This is a genomic window from Gracilibacillus thailandensis, from assembly GCF_010994055.1.
GTDB classification, from domain to species: Bacteria; Bacillota; Bacilli; order Bacillales; family Amphibacillaceae; genus Gracilibacillus; species Gracilibacillus lacisalsi.
The window spans coordinates 14,043-30,650 of the sequence record NZ_WJID01000035.1 but is presented as its reverse complement, the minus strand read 5'-3'; the positions used below and the strand labels follow the sequence as shown (position 1 = coordinate 30,650).

Here is a 16,608-nt window from a genome sequence, read left to right as displayed (position 1 = left end):
ATAAATAATAGCATATGAAAACATAATCAAAAACGAGATTTTATTGGTTCTTATATACATGCTTTTAGTCTAAGTATTGAAAAGCAACTTGTATATTATAACACAGACTGTACATGTGAAATAACGTTTTTCAGGAAGAAAATATATTAACTTGTATTAAAGTTGAAACACCCTCGAGAAGCGCTCTCAAAGCTCAAAACAAAAACGAATGAAGCAGTAAAAATGGCTATGAGATAAATTCTTATAGACATACAAGCGAGAAAATACGAAAAAGTGTCTATAAGATAGATTTTTGAGTCTAACGGAGGATTTACTCTATTTTCCACAGATTCTTTAAGCAGTCTACTTTACTTATTAAAACTTATTTCTTATGATTGTATTTGAAATTAGAAATGGAAAGGATGAGTTAACATGGGTAAGAAAATTGCTGCTCTTGTAACAGATATGGTAGAAGAAATCGAATTAACTGATCCTGCAAAAGCATATGAAGATGCAGGTCATACAATAGAAATTATTAGTGAAGAAGCGAACAAAGAAATAACTGGTAAAAATGGTGACAAAATCAAAGCTGATAAAGGTATTGATGAGGTAAATCCTAGTGATTATGACGCTCTATTAATCCCTGGAGGATTTTCACCAGATTTATTACGTATTAACCCGAAAAATGGCGCATTTGCAAAGGCGTTTTTACAAGATGACAAGCCAGTATTCACCATTTGCCACGGACCACAATTCCTTGTAGAAACAGACCTATTAAAAGATAGAGAAATGACAAGCTTCGTGTCTGTACGCAAAGATTTAGAAAATGCTGGCGCAATAGTAAAAGATGAAGAAGTAGTTGTAGACAACAACCTGGTAACTAGTAGAACTCCTGATGACCTTCCTGCATTCAATAGAGAGTCACTTAAATTATTGGAAAGCTAGTAGAAAAACAAAAAGGAAAGTGCATAGGATGACTTTGCGCTTTCCTTTTCTTAATGTTATATAACTCTCAAGCTCTTGATAGCTTGTTTATGATAACTCCTTTATATACCAAGTGTCACAAGCATTGTGTTCTGATGCTTCCATCGGTTTATCAAGCTGCTTAAAACCAAACCTACTATAGAGTTGGTTGGCGATTTGAAGTTTGTCCATTGTTTCTAAATAACAATACGTATAGTGCTTTTTGGCGAAGTTTAATGCTACTGTAATCAATTTTTTGGATAAACCTCTACCTTGTACTTCAGGGATAATGTACAATTTTTGCAACTCGCATATATTTTTTTCCTGGTCGAAAGGTGCAATACCTACCCCACCCATTACTTCCTCATGTTCATTTACAACAACCCAATATTTTGCGCTTGGTTGTTGCTGATAAAATTGTGCTAATCTTCCTAGTTGTGGATCAAAATAAGCTGTACCTGAAATATTTAAGGAAAAAGACTCCAGAGATTGCTTAATAATTCTCTCCATTGCCTGATTATCTTTTTCTACCATTTCTCGAATTTCCATAATCGTTTCCCCCCTTATCTCTCTACCGCTTAATCGATACTATTCTACTACAAATTGATCGAAATATTAACGAAATTGTATTTTGGTCCTTCCAATAATAGAGATTAAGTGGGGAGTGTGTACGTATTTGAATATTTCTATTTCCTTGCTTTGCTTACTTTTAATTTCTTTCCTTTAACTTTTGTATGTTCCATCGCTTCCAAAACTAGAGATCCTTTGCCATTCAATATATCAACATAAGACCAATTATCTTTAATGGTAATAATCCCAATATCGTCTGCTGTTACATTTGGGATATTTGAAATAGTACCAACAAGATCCACAGCACGAATTTTCTTCTTTTTGCCACCATTAAAATGCAATTTCATAATATCTTGATTGATTCTAGCTGTTTTATTATTTTTAACAATCCGTCGTTCGGTCATTTTTTTATCAAAGGCTTCTTTTGCTTTCTTTACTTCTTCTTTCGAAGGTATCTCCCGTATACGAAGCTCAAAACCGATATACTTCTCAATTGGTCGCAAATATTTGTTTTCATAATCAGCTACAAAGGTAATCGCCTTCCCTTTATTACCTGCACGACCTGTTCTTCCTGTTCGGTGTACATAGCTTTCTTTTTCCATTGGGACATCAAAGTTAATCACGAGAGACACATTATCTACATCTATGCCTCTAGCTGCTACATCTGTTGCTACAAGATAACGAAATTCACCCAATTTAAAGCCTTTCATTACAGAAAATCGTTTTTCTTGTTCTAAACCACCATGAATTTGTTCACAAGTGTAATGAGACTGTTCCAACTCACTCCATACTTCGTTTACTTGTTCTTGGGTATTACAGAAAATGATACAGCTATCTGGATTTTCAACAATGGTTACATCTTTAAGTAAAGCTATTTTCGCGTCTTTTTTCACTTCAAATAAACTGTGCTCTATTCGAGCATTTGTGACTTCTGTTGTAATTTCAACATTTACAGGGTCTTTCATATATTGATGGCAAAGCTTTTCAATTTCTTTTGGTAAGGTTGCCGAGTACAACATCGTTACTCTGTTCGATGGTACTTGTTTAATGATAGCTTCTACCTCATCTATAAAGCCCATTCTAAGCATTTCATCTGCTTCATCAATGACAAGATATTTTATTTGCTCTAAATCTAATGTCCCTTTTTCGATATGATCCATTACTCGACCAGGAGTACCTACAACTACGTGTGTTTTTTGGTTCAGTTCATCCTTTTGAATAGCAAAGGATTCTTTGCCATATAAAGCTAATGCTTTAATTCGTTTAAATCTGCCAATATTGGTTATATCTTCACGAACTTGAGCAGCTAATTCTCTTGTCGGGGCTAGCACTAATGCTTGTGGCTTATTTTCTTCCCAGACCATTTTTTCACAAATAGGAATAGCAAAAGCAGCAGTCTTTCCACTTCCGGTTTGAGACTTTACTATAAGATCTTGGTTATCCAATACTCGTGGAATGACTTCACTTTGTACCTCTGTAGGCCTATTGTATTTCAATACATCTAGTGCCTTCTTTAATTCAGTACTTAATAGATAGCTTTCAAAATCTCTTTCATTCATTTGTTACCCTCATTTTTATTAGATTTATTTATACTATTTGCGCAGACTGTTCATCATATTCAAATTAAGAAAAGCGAATACATTTTTCACTGCTGCTGTAATGTAGACTGATCAATAAGTTTTCTCTCTGCAAAAAAAGAAAAAGGACTCTATGGAAGAGCCCTTTAATCATTATGCTTTATTAACGTTAGTAGCTTGAAGTCCGCGTTGGCCTTCTTCTGTATCAAACGTAACTGTTTGACCTTCTTCTAAAGTTTTAAAACCTTCACCTTGAATGGCTGAGAAATGAACGAATAAATCTTCGCCACCTTCTACTTCGATAAAACCGAAACCTTTATCTGCATTAAACCATTTAACTGTACCTTGTTGCATATTTGTTTCCTCCTATGTGGATATCCCCACCATTTATTACTATCAATGTTCAATTTAGATAAAAGGCGAAAAGTGCAAAATTTACTCTTTTCTCTCAGACCGATACCGAACAAAAATAAGTCTTATTAATAATAGCAGATAATGTCTGGAATAGCAACTAATATTTGGATAGACCCATTCCTATCGTTACTATATTGATTGATTTCTAATTATTTTTTCTTAAGTATAAACATTTACGACACTTCATTTACATAATTTTGAAAACTAGAGAGACATTAATCATTAAGAAGTATTTCAACATGGATAAGGTTGTAATAGTAGCATTTATATTAACCATTCTATCCACATCTATTGTATTGGCAAATAAAGAAGCGAATAACGTAATCTCTCCACTACAAGAAGATCTTTGTAAGAGATTGTTATTCAGAGGTCCAGAATGGTTGAAATAGAGTATATATCATGTAAATCATTGTAAAGATAACTTTTTTAGGTGGATTAAATATGCAAAACTACAATAATGACAATACAGCAAGGCGTTACAAGGCACATGTCAGTATGTTGGGAACAACACAAGTTCATCTAAGAAATCCATATATTATTGCTTGGTGGAGTGCAGCATGTCCAGGATTCGGACATTTATTACTTTCCAAATATATACGTGGCTATTTATTGTTTATCTGGGAAGTTATAATCAATGTCCAAACGAGTCTTAATCTTGCAATGATTTATTCGTTTCAAGGGAAAATCGACATGGCTAAAGAGGTTTTGGATACACGATGGCTGCTTATTTATATTCCTGTTTACCTTTTCGCCATTTGGGATAGCTATCGAACAACCATCGACTTAAATAAAGTTTACCTATTGGCTGAAAGAGAAAATCACCGTTTTAACTCTTTTGTCTTATCACCAATAGAAATAAATTACCTTGATAAGAGAAATCCTATACTAGCTTTTATCTGGTCATTATTCATGCCTGGTCTAGGGCAACTTTATATTCATCGAATTTTAACAGCTGCTTTTGTTGTGATCTGGGCTGTTATCTTCTATTATCAATCTCATGCTCTTGAAGCAGTGACACTTTTGTTTCTGGGAGAAATCCAAAATGCAACAACAGTGTTACATCCAGAATGGTTATTATATTTTCCGTCTCTGTATGGCTTTGCTGTATATGACTCCTATTCAGCAACAGTTGAAAACAACAAACTCTACGACAAAGAACAAAGAACATATTTAAAAACTCAATATCAAGACCCTGAATTCAAGATTTTAAAAGGACAAAAAGTGAAGTGATTAAAATGCAACTTTTTTCAACATTTGAAAATAATTCTTACTTGGAAATAGCTATTTCCACACTAGAAAAAAAAGGAATTATGAAAAAAAACATATATGCTATCCCTCTTGATAATCGTGAAGAAGAACGAAAATTATTTGATACACTACATCGTTCAGACGGTACAAGCATGATTGATATTGGTTTAGCACTTGCGACCGCCTTCTCTGTTATTGGAGCAAGTATAGGCTTTGAGTTAGCATTAGGCCCAATATATTGGGGGTTAATCGGTGCATTCATAGGCTTCCTAATCGGGCTTATTATTCGTCTTTTTACTGAACGGGTTATTAAAAGAAAGAAACGATTATTAAAAGGAAAACATTCAGAAGTTATTTTAATCATTGAGTGTGAGGAAACACAAGCAGAATTAGTAGAAAATATACTGTGGAATCACTTTGCGATTGGAGTCGCAAAAGTAACCTCCAAATAGAAAGGAATATAGATGTGTGGATATTCATTTTTGTCATTTTTGTATTCTTCAACTTAATTGCATTTTTTTCTCCTAAAAAGCTAAATAAGATTGAAATTTATGCTACCTCCATTTTTGCTTTTGTATATGGACTTTTAACTGATATCATACTTAACCTACATTATCATTTGTATGGTTATTTTCAAGAAGGATTTGACTGGCTTGCCCTGCTAGGAATATTATTATACTTTCCTTCCATTAGTTTTTTATTTCTAAACTTTTATCCTTCCACTAAGAAGTTAGGAACTAAAGTTCTCTATATCTTACTTTGGACTGCATTTTCCGTTTTTTTTGAATGGGTTTCTTTGCAGACAGCGTTTTTTTACTACGTTAGCTGGAAACTTTGGTATTCCGCGTTATTATACCCTTTCATCTTTCTTACCCTTATTATCCATTGGAAGTTTATTCAAAGAATAAGCCATAAATAAAATTGCTTATATTGTTGGCTTTTAAGGAGCAAAAGGAACAAAGTACCTAAACATAAAAGAAATGAAAGCAAAAAGTGAAACTGTACAAATGCAAACAGTCAGACATGGGAAGGGTACATATCAAAAAACCCCGAATTCGCAAAAGTCTTTTTACGAAAACAGGGTTGAACTAAGCATTTTCTTTATTTTTGTTCGGTTCATAACAATCCCTTATAATATACTCTATCTCATAATGAAAGGCGTTAAATGTCCTCTAATAATTGCTATGAAAGAACTTCCTTTATATAGATGGACTATTTTCATAGATTCGTTCTCTTGTAGCAAACATCCATTCATATTGACGTAGCCTTAATTCAAACAAGGTAATCGGGTTGCGGTATACCTCTGGTTTTTGTTGCATTTCGCTTAGGATATCTTTATTTTTTTCAATCTCATCATATGTTTCTGCTAAGACTGCATCTAATTCATCATACGGATCTGTAAAGAATATCTTAATGTCCCGTTCTAAAGATTTCCCAAATATTTCGAATTGCTGCATAAACTCATCAATAAGTACTTCGCTTGTTTTGCTGTAGTCTTTCCCTTCCATATATTGTTTATATTTCTCATGGAGAGTTTCTTTATTTTTTGATAATGCACCAACAAGCTTTCCTGCACTTTTCCATAAAAATTGTGAAATGGTAGCATTGTTCAGAAAATTCGCCTTTGTCAACTGTATATTTCCTCTTGTCATTCGGTTTATATCCCGATGCCAGTCATCTAGTACCCTTCTGTCACACTCGAAATATATCTTGTCTTCACCATATAGATGATTAAAACTCTCGCTCATTTCACCTAAGTACTCCTGACTGTCATTCAGCTCCCTTTCACTATTCTCCATCCATTCTTGCAGTTCTATATATAAATCTGGTAAAACTGTTTCTTCAATATAATGATTAATTCGCTTATTTATTTCATCGTTAAGTACAATATGAATTTTTGCAAAATCACTATCTTCCTTAATTACTTCAGAACTTTGTTGAACCAATTCTGGAATCTTTATCGTCAAATCTTGTTTCCATTCTTCTATAATTTTGCTGTATGACTTTTTAATAACTTGAACCGTATTCTCTTCTAAATCACTTAACTGATGTTGAGCACCCTTCAGTTTAGTGACTATCTCTTCATTCCATTTAATGTTATCGATTAATGAATTTTCTACTTCTTCACGTTTTAAAAGCAAATACTTAATCGATTTCCGAATATAATACAAAATCTTTGACGCACGCTCTTGTTCTAAGCTATGTCCACCCATTATAGACCTAGTAAAAGCAGAAAACTCGTTTATCTGATTATTTCCTTCTCCATATGTGGAATAAGTGAATGCTTTCGCCTTTGGGAAATAAGCATCGATTCTAGATATTATTTTCTCCGTCCGTTCCATCACTTCCTGACTGTCCGTATTTCGGTCCGTATTGCATAATAGAAAGTGAATTGGGAGTTCTGGTGCCTGTTCCTTGATTTGAACAGCCATATCCAATTCATTACCTGTCAAATTGGAGTCCGCATTTAAAACAAACAATAAGCTGTCTGCTACATACAGATAATGATTACCATCAGTCTGCGGAGTATCAATTAAGGTAAGTTTATTTTCATTTAAAAACGGTACCGGCATCTTACAAGAAATAAATGTCTGCTCATCTTTTGTTGCTTCTTTAAACTCGTTATGTTCAGCTATGGTTCTTTCTTCTTCATTCGTAATGGCATGAATTTTCGCATTATCTGCATCTTTATAAAGGATGGTAGCATTAGCAGGCTCTTCTGAAACCTCCTCATCAAGCAACATATTCACAAATGACGCCTTTCCGCTCGTCTCTGTTCCTGTAATCATGAGATGATATTGATTTAAATTCTGCAGTTCGTGAACGATCCATTCGAAACGTTTATCCAATAACAAGCCTTCACTCCCTGCCCATTTCATGATCGACTTGAAAAGTTTGAATCCATCTTCTATACCTTTCTGATCATAAGCAGACCGGCTTAATAGAGTTTCCGCCTTATTAATAATAGAAGCTTCCATATCGGATGAATACATTTCGCTCCACGCTAGTACAGCTGATGATGCTATCGCAGCATCTGAAGCCGTAGATACTTTCATCCAATTGGTTAAATGACTTGGTATTAAATAAGAAAATTCTCTAATCAAAAATGTACCATTTATTAATTCAAAGTATGTTCCCCTAAACTGATTAGAAAGCTTACTCCAAACACAGGAAGGCCCCGACTCTATGTTTAACATTAGATCATTTATTTCTTCCAGCCAAGGAAAATATAAATCTGTTTGTTTATAACTATTCCATAGTGCTGTTGCTAAACTTTCAAAGCGATTCAGATCAATGTTAGATAAAGTCATTAATACTTCGCGGAAATAGTTTGGCTTTATTTTTACAGTATGCCCATTTTCTACATACTCTTCTAAGGTCATAAACCATGATAATGATTCTGTTCGTATTGCTTCATTAACTGCAAGCTCAACAGCATTGTCCCAATCCTGTTGGTCTTCAAAGAAAACTCGTGCTACATCAGTGACATCAGGATAGTCTGGATTTATATCCACCGCATGCTTAATCGATTCAACTGCCTTTGCATGCTTACCAAGTTGTATGTATAGTGAAAATAGTTGTAGAAGGACTTCTGTTTTTAAAACCTCAGAATCTGTTTCAACTGCATTATAGTAGTCCTCGGCAATGGCAAGTAAATTCATTTTTGCATGAGCATCTGCTATATTTTTCTGCGCCCAAGGTTTCAATTCATTAGCAACGTTTTCCCATTTAAAAATGGCCGCCTCATAATCTTTATACAGAAAATAAACCTCTCCCTGAGCAAAACGAATATACGATAAATCAGGCATTTCATTTTGCTGCTCTTCTATATATAATTCACCCAATACCTTGATTGGCTCCACATTATGAATACCTTCTATAAATGTATGATAATAGGATTTACTAATTAGTTGTTTCTCCATTGTCATCCTGTTCCCCCATATTGCTTTATTTAAAACGTGCTATATATACTTCTATCAGTGGAGGTTTTTGCTCTCCACCGGTGATTAGTGAAACTTATCAGGGTGTTAGCGTCCGTTATCTCCTACCTTAGCTTTTTTGTTTTACTCAAACCTTGGATTTTGGCGAACGATTAGCACGCTGATAAAACTTCATCCTATATTCTAACAAACATAACCCAACACAATATTTCAATTCTTTATCATTTAGAATACAATTTTGTATCTCTCCTCAGCTGAATATAATGAATGAATTAAAAAGAGTTACTAGAATTGTTAAATGACTTCACTTTTAGTATGAATTAACTGAAATCACTTTTTACCACTTGAACATTTAGCTTAAACACGTTAGTATAAAATATGTAAAGAACGTTTTAAAAAAATTTAACAAATTTATCAAGGAGGGATATGATTCATTTGCTTTAGTATCGAAAAAGCCTGTATTCTTATATATAGTTTAAGAATACCATTACATGACTTCTATGCTTCTAAATAGGAGATAAGTTGATGTTTTGCTTTTATATTAAAATATTTCTGAACTAATTTTATGTTTGGAATATTTTAAATAAATAGATAATAAGGGAGTTTTCAACAATGAACAAATGGAAGAAAGAGTTAAGTATTATTTTTGCACTATTAGTGGTTGCTGTATTGACAGCATGCGGGGACACAAGTGATCCATCAAACAGTGACCAAACAGAGGAAGACCAGGAGTCACATACAGAAGTAAATAATGAAGAAATAACAATTGGTCAAATTAATTGGGCCGAAAACATCGCTGTAACGAATATGTGGAAAGCGATATTAGAAGATAAAGGTTATAACGTCCAGTTAAATGTATTAGACATGGGTGTGATGATGCAAGCATTAGAAAGTGGCGATCTGGACGCTCATTTAGAAATTTGGTTACCGGTTCAAGATGCTAATTACCTTGAAGAGTATCAGGAAACAGTTAATTTCTCAGAAGCTACTTGGTTTGATAATGCTAAAGTAGGGCTTGTAGTTCCAGAATATGTAGAAGAAGTAAATAGTATAGAAGATTTAAATGAACACAAAGATTTGTTTGAAGGAGAAATTGTTGGTTTTGACGCTGGTGCAGGTACAATGGATGTGACGAAAGAATTAATTGATGATTATAATCTTGAATTTGAACTATTAGCAAGCTCTGAAGCTACCATGTTAGTTGAGATTAGAGAATCAATAAAAAATGAAGAACCAATCGTTGCGCCACTATGGACGCCACACTGGGCTTTCTCTAAATATGACTTAAAATTCCTAGAAGACCCACAAAACACATACGGTGGAGTAGAAAAAATTCACCATGCTACAAGAGAAGGATTTAGCGAAGATTTTCCAAACGTTAGCGAATGGTTTAATAACTGGAAAATGAATGACGAGCAAATTGGTGAATTAATTGATTATGTGGAAAATGCTGAAGAACCGCTCGATGGAGCTAAGGAATGGATCGATGAAAATCAAGAATTGGTTGATGAATGGGTAGAATAAGGAAAAAGATAAAAGAAGTTAGTCTCTCTTACTGGTGAGACTAGCTTCTTTTTTGTAGTTAAATGAGCAGACCTTACTATAGACAACTGGATAAATAGAGCAATAACCGCTCCTCCTGGGATACCTTGTTCGGATATAAGTCTTTATCCAAGGAATATCGATACTTGTTAAGAAAAGCGCAGAGCACCCGTTTAGAAACGTAGCGACTGGAGCGGATCAACTGAGATAAAGGAATCACGGTGAGTTTACGAACCGATGATGACTTATCGTAGGGCGATTCGTGAAGTCGCCTAGTTTCTGGGCGCTTGCGTAGACAGGCACCAATTTTTATACTTTCTTTCCTTACAAGTAAAAAGAGCATTAAATTGCTTTGTTTTGCAATTTAATGCTCTACATCTATTTCAAAAAAGGGGGAAATATATTAAATATAAGTGCTTCTTATAGAAACATTATTTGTCTTAGCGATTAACTGTTCCTGCATCTGCTGGATCAATGCCATGACGATAATAATCAGCATGAATCGGCTCTAGTGGTTTACGTCCAAGGATTAAGTCAGCTGCTTTTTCCGCCAACATCAATACAGGAGCATGAATATTACCATTAGTAACGTAAGGCATTGCAGATGCATCAGCAACTCTTACATTGTCAAGTCCATGGACTTTCATTGTATTCGGATCTACGACTGCCATCGGGTCTGAAGCTGGCCCCATTTTTGTCGTGCAGGATGGGTGCAGTGCAGTCTCCGCATCTTTCGCCACCCAATCTAAAATCTCTTCATCTGTTTGAACAGAAGAACCAGGGGAGATTTCTCCAGAATTATATGGTGCCATCGCTGGCTGAGATAAAATATTCCGAGAAACTCGAATTGCTTCAACCCATTCACGTCGATCCTGTTCGGTTGAAAGGTAGTTATAAACCATACTTGGATGGTCTTTAGGATCATTTGAACGAATCTTTAATGACCCTCGAGCATCAGAATACATAGGTCCAACATGTACTTGGAATCCATGATCTGTTTCTGCTTTTTGTCCATCATATCTTACTGCTACCGGAAGGAAATGAAACATCAAATTTGGATAGTCGACATCTTCATTCGAACGGACAAACCCTCCACCTTCAAAATGGTTCGTTGCTGCTGGACCTTTGCGACCGAATATCCACTGCAAACCAACCCAAGGCATCCGCCATAACTTCAAGTTAGGCTGTTCAGATACTGGTTGCGGACAAGCATGTTGGATATAAACTTCAAGATGGTCCTGAAGGTTTTCACCAACACCAGGAAGGTTCACTTTCGGTTTGACACCGACTGAACGTAAATGCTCTGCATCACCCACACCTGATAATTGTAATAGTTGTGGCGTATTAATCGCACCACCAGCAAGGATCACCTCACCTGCTTTCACTTGATGCATTTTCCCGTTGCGTCGATATGTCACACCCTCTGCTCGTTCACCATTTATGTCAATATTGGTAACGAAAGCACGTGTTCTTATCGTAAGATTGTTACGGTGCTTGTATGGGTGTAAATATGCACGTGAAGCAGACATCCTTCTACCTTTATACACATGCTTATCAAATGGTCCGAATCCTTCTTGACGATAACCATTTACATCAGGTGTTCGATTGTACCCTGCTTGGACAGCTGCATCAAAAAAGGCTTGGAACAATGGATTTTTAGCTGGACCGCGTTCCAATTTAATCGGACCATCATGACCACGAAGGTCATCATCTGGATCTGCTGCTAATGCATTTTCCAAACGTTTAAAATATGGAAGACAGTGCGCAAAATCCCATGTTTCCATACCGGGATCGGCTCCCCATCGTTCATAGTCCTTGGGATTACCTCGCTGATAAATCATACCATTAATTGAACTTGAACCTCCAAGCACCTTACCACGAGCATGCTTAATTCGTCGACCACCCATATAAGGTTCAGGGTCAGATTCATATTTCCAGTCGTACAAGCTTTTCCCTGATGGGAATGGCAATGCTGCTGGCATTTGAATCAATAAATCCCATGGATAGTCACTACGTCCTGCCTCTAATATAAGAACACTCTTTGTTCCGTCTTCACTTAGGCGGTTACCGAGTACAGAACCTGCACTTCCACCGCCAATGATTACATAGTCAAATCTTTCACTCATTCTAAGAACCTCCTTATTTAAATATAAAATGAGCATATTCAAACGAAATTCAGTTATATCATTATTTAAACCAATCAAGTGGCTCTGGATTGAGATTACGGTAAATATGTTTCGTTTCTGTGTACTCTTCCAATCCCATTTTGCCTAACTCACGTCCAATTCCTGATTGTTTATATCCACCCCATGGAGCCTGTGCGAAATATGGATGGAAATCGTTAATCCAGACTGTACCCATTCGTAATGTAGACGCAACACGTTCTGCTTTATCAACATCAGTCGTCCATACTGCACCGGCAAGGCCATAGATCGTGTCATTAGCCAGACGTACTGCTTCTTCTTCATCTTTAAAACGTTCGACCGTTAGGACAGGGCCAAATACTTCCTCCTGTACAATGCGCATATCGGAATGACAATCGATTAAAATAGTAGGCAAGTAAAAGAAGCCGTTTTGCAGTTCGGGATCATCTGGACGAGAACCACCAACCAAGACTTTGGCTCCTTCTTGTTTTCCAATTTCTACGTATTTTTCAACTTTTGCTCGATGTTCTTCTGAAATTAATGGACCAGACTGCGTTTCGTCATTAAATCCGTTACCTAATTTAATCCGTTTAGCTCTTTCAGCAAGTGCTTCGACAAAGCGATCATGAATCGAATCTTCTACGAGCAATCTAGCTCCTGCAGAACAAACCTGGCCAGCATGGAAGAAAACAGCATTTAAGGCTTGATCAAGTGCCGTATCGAATTCAGCGTCGGCAAATACAATGTTCGGATTTTTGCCTCCAAGTTCGAGTGCAATCTTCTTCACATTGCCACTTGCCGTCTGCATAATCTTCTTACCTGTATCAATCCCACCTGTAAAAGATATGAGGTCAACGTCATGACTTTCTGCTAGCTCGTTACCTACTGTCGCACCTTTACCGAGCACAAGGTTAACTACACCATCTGGAAAACCGACTTCTTCCATTAATTCTGTCACTTTAATGGTTGTTAACGGCGTGATCTCACTTGGTTTCACTACAATCGTATTTCCTGCAGCAAGCGCAGGGGCAATTTTCCAAGCTGCTTGTAATAGTGGGTAATTCCATGGCGTGATTTGACCGCAAACTCCGACCGGTTCACGAACCACTTTACTTTGACTATTCGGAATCGGTGAATCAATAATTTCTCCACCGTCTTTATCAGCTAACCCAGCAAAATAACGAAAAACCTCAGCGATATCAGCCATATCTGCACGGCTTTCTTCAATCGTTTTGCCAGTATCAAGAGATTCAAGCTCTGCTAGTTCTTCACTATCTCTTTCTATTAATTCAGCGATTTGGAGTACTTTTTTACCTCGTTCATTAGCAGGGGTATGCCTCCAATCACCATGATCAAAGGCTTCACGCGCTGCAGAGATTGCTAGTTTTGCATCTTCAGCGTTCCCTTCAGCGACTGTTGCAATAATTTCCTGATTGAACGGGTTGATGATGCTCCTACTTTCACCGGTGCGAGCCTCATTCCATTCCCCGTTGATGAACATTTTTTTCATAAATTCTCCCCCTCACATTAATTTTGTTAAATTATTTTTTAACGTTTTTAACATTTTAAATATACCATAGTGTTTTTTCTTTGTAAACCAGTGACTATATTCGATTAGATAACTTTTGACATTCACACAAGATAAGTTATAGTTGAAATTAAAGAAGTTAAATTCATATTTAACCATTTAAATTTTACTAATAGGAAATGAGGGATATCATTGGAAGATGAAAAACATCAAAAAGCAGAAGAATTGCTTGAAGATGCTGAGCGCTTAGTCATTGACTCGATTGCCGAAACAATGGATCTATACGGCGTCACACCATCCATTGGAAGATTATACGCAACTATGTATTTCAAGCATGATCCTTTGACTCTTGATGATATGAAAAACGACCTTGGAATGAGTAAACCGAGCATGAGTACAGCAGTGCGTAAGTTACAAGATATCAACATTGTAAAAAAAGTTTGGAGAAGAGGTTCTCGTAAAGATTTATTTATGGCCGAGAAAAATTTCTTCCAATACTTTTCCCATTTCTTTGGGGATAAATGGGAAAGAGAAGCAAAATTAAATCTTTCGTCCATCAATGATGCAATAGAAAAACTGCAGGAAGTCCTTAATATGGAGGAAATCGATGTAGAAATGAAACGTCGAGCTGAACAAGATATGCAGCAACTCAAGGAATATAGGAACTATTGTCACTGGTTGGAGAGACTCGTCGAATCCGTTGAATCTGGTGAGATTTTTGAGTTCTTACCGATTGAGGATACGGATAGTAATCGTGATGAGTCATAAAAATGAAAAACGATGCTAGGACATAACGAATACATTCCAGGCTAAAGATGAACGTTGACAAGAGATCTAATTTTTTTCAATGTAGCTTATTTGTTCGAAGTAACATAATATCCTTAAACATATTTTCGAAATATATAGTGACGATAACTACCACTCCCTTCCGGGAATATAGGCGATTATCCCCGGAAGAGGGGACTTTTTCCTCGGAACAGGGATGGCGCTTCCGGGGATATCTCCTTCCCTTCCCGGGATATTGGCGATTATCCCCGGAAGAGAAGACTTTTTCCCCGGAACAGGGGGGGCGCTTCCGGGGATATCTCCTTCCCTTCCCGGGATATTGGCGATTATCCCCGGAAGAGAAGACTTTTTCCCCGGAACAGGGGGGGCGCTTCCGGGGATATCTCCTTCCCTTCCCGGGATATTGGCGATTATCCCCGGAAGAGAGGACTTTTTCCTCGGAACAGGGATGGCGCTTCCGGGGATATCTTCTTCCGTTGGTTTGAACGATAACATAGAAAACAATACGAATGTAATTTTTGTTCGAATAGATGTTGTACTTGTTCCCAACGAAGTATTCTGCTGGATCGTTTCGTCAACTTTCTCCAATGAAGAATATGGACAGTAAACCCAATCACGTTACTGCGCACTTTATGTTTTAGCCGTTATGAAAATCTTAAGTTCGCATAAAAAAGACCCGAACTATTCCATCTGTTAAGGAATTCAAGTTCGGGTCTTTATTTTTGATTTAGATACTTGTGTCTAGCATCGTGCTAACATCATCTTTGTTGTAACCTTGAATAAAGAAACTCTACTAATTCTCCACCCCTTCAAGATTCTGTAACTCAAATTTATCGAGCAATTCACGCACTTCATCTGTAGACTCTGTGTCCATTAACTGGTTTCTTAATTCACTTGCCCCTCGAAATCCACGGACATATATCTTAAAAAAGCGGCGAAGTGGTTTGAACAGACGTGATTCTATTTTCGAATATTTATCAAAAAGATCCAGATGCAATCTCAAAAGATCGAGCAATTCTTTACTACTCGGATCTCTTGGCTCCTTTTCAAAGGCAAATGGATTATGAAAAATACCACGTCCAATCATCACTCCATCAACACCATATTGCTCGACAAGTTTCAATCCGGTTTGACGATCCGGGATATCACCATTGATCGTCAAAAGTGTATTTGGTGCTACTTGATTACGAAGTTTTTTGATTTCCGGAATTAATTCCCAATGAGCATCTACTTTACTCATTTCCTTTTTAGTACGGAGATGAATGGAAAGGTTAACGATGTCTTGTTTCAAGATATGTGTGAGCCAATCGCGCCATTCTTCCACGTACGTATAACCAAGCCTTGTCTTCACACTTACAGGCAATCCCCCTGCTTTCGCTGCTTGTATAATATCTGCTGCAACTTCTGGACGACGGATCAAGCCACATCCTTTGCCACTCTTTGTGACATTAGGTGCTGGACACCCCATATTGATATCGACACCCTTAAATCCTTCTTTTGCCATACCAATGCTCATTTCCCGAAAGTATTCAGGCTTGTCTCCCCAAATATGAGCGACCATTGGCTGTTCATCCTCTGTAAATGTCAAACGCCCACGCACACTTTGTTTTCCGTCTGGATGACAATAACTTTCCGTATTGGCAAATTCGGTAAAAAACACATCCGGTCTAGCTGCTTCACTCACTACATGACGAAAAACAACATCTGTCACATCTTCCATTGGTGCTAATATAAAAAACGGTCGTGGTAATTCACGCCAAAAATTTTCTGTCATAATTAAAATCCTTTCGTTATCGGAGATAAGATTATCCTTATCCCAAAATTAAAAAAGCAAAATTTCTTTTGCTTCTTTTATACTTATACCATGTTTAAGTATCTTTAATCAAACTGATCGCAATAGTTTATTTTTAACCTCC

At 36.6% G+C, this 16,608-nt stretch carries 15 protein-coding genes; 7 read left to right on the top strand and 8 right to left on the bottom strand.

Going from position 1 to position 16,608, the window contains the following annotated elements:
• The first annotated feature begins 411 nt into the window (after nucleotides 1-411).
• Nucleotides 412-924: a type 1 glutamine amidotransferase domain-containing protein gene (locus tag GH715_RS11650; protein WP_153835442.1), complete on the top strand. Its 513-nt coding sequence runs from the start codon at nucleotides 412-414 to the stop codon at nucleotides 922-924.
• An 87-nt stretch (nucleotides 925-1,011) separates the two neighbouring features.
• On the opposite strand, the gene GH715_RS11645 is transcribed toward GH715_RS11650, so the two are convergent.
• The 3 genes from GH715_RS11645 to GH715_RS11635 all read right to left on the bottom strand — a co-directional run bounded on the left by GH715_RS11645 (nucleotide 1,012) and on the right by GH715_RS11635 (nucleotide 3,443).
• Nucleotides 1,012-1,491, bottom strand: a complete 480-nt coding sequence (locus GH715_RS11645) for a GNAT family N-acetyltransferase (protein WP_153835443.1) — start codon at nucleotides 1,489-1,491, stop codon at nucleotides 1,012-1,014.
• Between the two features lie 137 nt (nucleotides 1,492-1,628).
• Nucleotides 1,629-3,071, bottom strand: coding sequence for a DEAD/DEAH box helicase (locus tag GH715_RS11640; RefSeq protein ID WP_153835444.1), 1,443 nt, complete (start codon nucleotides 3,069-3,071; stop codon nucleotides 1,629-1,631).
• A gap of 171 nt (nucleotides 3,072-3,242) precedes the next feature.
• On the bottom strand, nucleotides 3,243-3,443 hold the full coding sequence (locus GH715_RS11635; protein ID WP_018932407.1) for a cold-shock protein: 201 nt from the start codon (nucleotides 3,441-3,443) through the stop codon (nucleotides 3,243-3,245).
• Nucleotides 3,444-3,742: 299 nt separating this feature from the next.
• Here GH715_RS11635 and GH715_RS11630 point away from each other — a divergent pair, with 299 nt between their 5' ends.
• From GH715_RS11630 to GH715_RS21940, 4 genes are read left to right on the top strand one after another with little or no spacing between them, the layout of a single operon-like run.
• Nucleotides 3,743-3,892, top strand: coding sequence for a hypothetical protein (locus tag GH715_RS11630; protein WP_153835445.1), 150 nt, complete (start codon nucleotides 3,743-3,745; stop codon nucleotides 3,890-3,892).
• Between the two features lie 52 nt (nucleotides 3,893-3,944).
• On the top strand, nucleotides 3,945-4,733 hold the full coding sequence (locus tag GH715_RS11625) for a hypothetical protein (RefSeq protein WP_153835446.1): 789 nt from the start codon (nucleotides 3,945-3,947) through the stop codon (nucleotides 4,731-4,733).
• 5 nt (nucleotides 4,734-4,738) lie between these two features.
• Entirely contained in the window at nucleotides 4,739-5,203 is a 465-nt protein-coding gene (locus GH715_RS11620; RefSeq protein WP_153835447.1) for a hypothetical protein, read from the top strand.
• Nucleotides 5,158-5,670 (top strand): CBO0543 family protein, encoded by a 513-nt coding sequence (locus GH715_RS21940; protein WP_420842028.1) that lies wholly within the window; start codon nucleotides 5,158-5,160, stop codon nucleotides 5,668-5,670. Before GH715_RS11620 ends, GH715_RS21940 begins: the two co-directional genes overlap by 46 nt.
• A 280-nt stretch (nucleotides 5,671-5,950) precedes the next feature.
• Here GH715_RS21940 and GH715_RS11615 read toward each other — a convergent pair whose 3' ends face one another.
• On the bottom strand, nucleotides 5,951-8,680 hold the full coding sequence (locus tag GH715_RS11615) for a P-loop NTPase family protein (RefSeq protein ID WP_153835448.1): 2,730 nt from the start codon (nucleotides 8,678-8,680) through the stop codon (nucleotides 5,951-5,953).
• Nucleotides 8,681-9,304: 624 nt separating this feature from the next.
• Here GH715_RS11615 and GH715_RS11610 point away from each other — a divergent pair.
• A complete protein-coding gene (locus GH715_RS11610) occupies nucleotides 9,305-10,216 on the top strand; it encodes a glycine betaine ABC transporter substrate-binding protein (protein ID WP_153835449.1) in 912 nt (303 codons plus the stop codon).
• 458 nt (nucleotides 10,217-10,674) lie between these two features.
• Here GH715_RS11610 and betA read toward each other — a convergent pair whose 3' ends face one another.
• Nucleotides 10,675-12,360 carry a choline dehydrogenase gene (betA, locus tag GH715_RS11605; protein ID WP_153835450.1) on the bottom strand — a complete coding sequence of 562 codons (1,686 nt, stop codon included), beginning with the start codon at nucleotides 12,358-12,360 and terminating at the stop codon, nucleotides 10,675-10,677.
• Nucleotides 12,361-12,421: 61 nt separating this feature from the next.
• Entirely contained in the window at nucleotides 12,422-13,888 is a 1,467-nt protein-coding gene (gene betB, locus GH715_RS11600) for a betaine-aldehyde dehydrogenase (RefSeq protein ID WP_153835451.1), read from the bottom strand.
• A 210-nt stretch (nucleotides 13,889-14,098) separates the two neighbouring features.
• On the opposite strand from betB, the gene cudC reads away from it, so the two are divergent.
• Nucleotides 14,099-14,674: a choline uptake/conversion transcriptional regulator CudC gene (cudC, locus tag GH715_RS11595; RefSeq protein WP_153835452.1), complete on the top strand. Its 576-nt coding sequence runs from the start codon at nucleotides 14,099-14,101 to the stop codon at nucleotides 14,672-14,674.
• Between the two features lie 147 nt (nucleotides 14,675-14,821).
• Here cudC and GH715_RS11590 read toward each other — a convergent pair whose 3' ends face one another.
• A complete protein-coding gene (locus GH715_RS11590; protein ID WP_163578621.1) occupies nucleotides 14,822-15,280 on the bottom strand; it encodes a ribosomal eL19 family protein in 459 nt (152 codons plus the stop codon).
• A 205-nt stretch (nucleotides 15,281-15,485) separates the two neighbouring features.
• Nucleotides 15,486-16,466: a tRNA dihydrouridine synthase gene (locus GH715_RS11585; protein ID WP_153835454.1), complete on the bottom strand. Its 981-nt coding sequence runs from the start codon at nucleotides 16,464-16,466 to the stop codon at nucleotides 15,486-15,488.
• Between the last annotated feature and the right edge of the window lie 142 nt (nucleotides 16,467-16,608).

Excerpts from the sequence above, each read along its gene's own strand:
- GH715_RS11650 (WP_153835442.1), top strand. The coding sequence starts at position 412 with ATGGGTAAGAAAATTGCTGCTCTTGTAACAGATATGGTAGAAGAAATC.
- GH715_RS11645 (WP_153835443.1), bottom strand. The coding sequence starts at position 1,491 with ATGGAAATTCGAGAAATGGTAGAAAAAGATAATCAGGCAATGGAGAGA.
- GH715_RS11625 (WP_153835446.1), top strand. The coding sequence starts at position 3,945 with ATGCAAAACTACAATAATGACAATACAGCAAGGCGTTACAAGGCACAT.
- betA (WP_153835450.1), bottom strand. The coding sequence starts at position 12,360 with ATGAGTGAAAGATTTGACTATGTAATCATTGGCGGTGGAAGTGCAGGT.
- GH715_RS11585 (WP_153835454.1), bottom strand. The coding sequence starts at position 16,466 with ATGACAGAAAATTTTTGGCGTGAATTACCACGACCGTTTTTTATATTA.
- GH715_RS11620 (WP_153835447.1), top strand. The coding sequence starts at position 4,739 with ATGCAACTTTTTTCAACATTTGAAAATAATTCTTACTTGGAAATAGCT.
- GH715_RS11615 (WP_153835448.1), bottom strand. The coding sequence starts at position 8,680 with ATGACAATGGAGAAACAACTAATTAGTAAATCCTATTATCATACATTT.
- GH715_RS11610 (WP_153835449.1), top strand. The coding sequence starts at position 9,305 with ATGAACAAATGGAAGAAAGAGTTAAGTATTATTTTTGCACTATTAGTG.
- betB (WP_153835451.1), bottom strand. The coding sequence starts at position 13,888 with ATGAAAAAAATGTTCATCAACGGGGAATGGAATGAGGCTCGCACCGGT.
- GH715_RS11630 (WP_153835445.1), top strand. The coding sequence starts at position 3,743 with ATGGATAAGGTTGTAATAGTAGCATTTATATTAACCATTCTATCCACA.
- GH715_RS11635 (WP_018932407.1), bottom strand. The coding sequence starts at position 3,443 with ATGCAACAAGGTACAGTTAAATGGTTTAATGCAGATAAAGGTTTCGGT.
- GH715_RS11640 (WP_153835444.1), bottom strand. The coding sequence starts at position 3,071 with ATGAATGAAAGAGATTTTGAAAGCTATCTATTAAGTACTGAATTAAAG.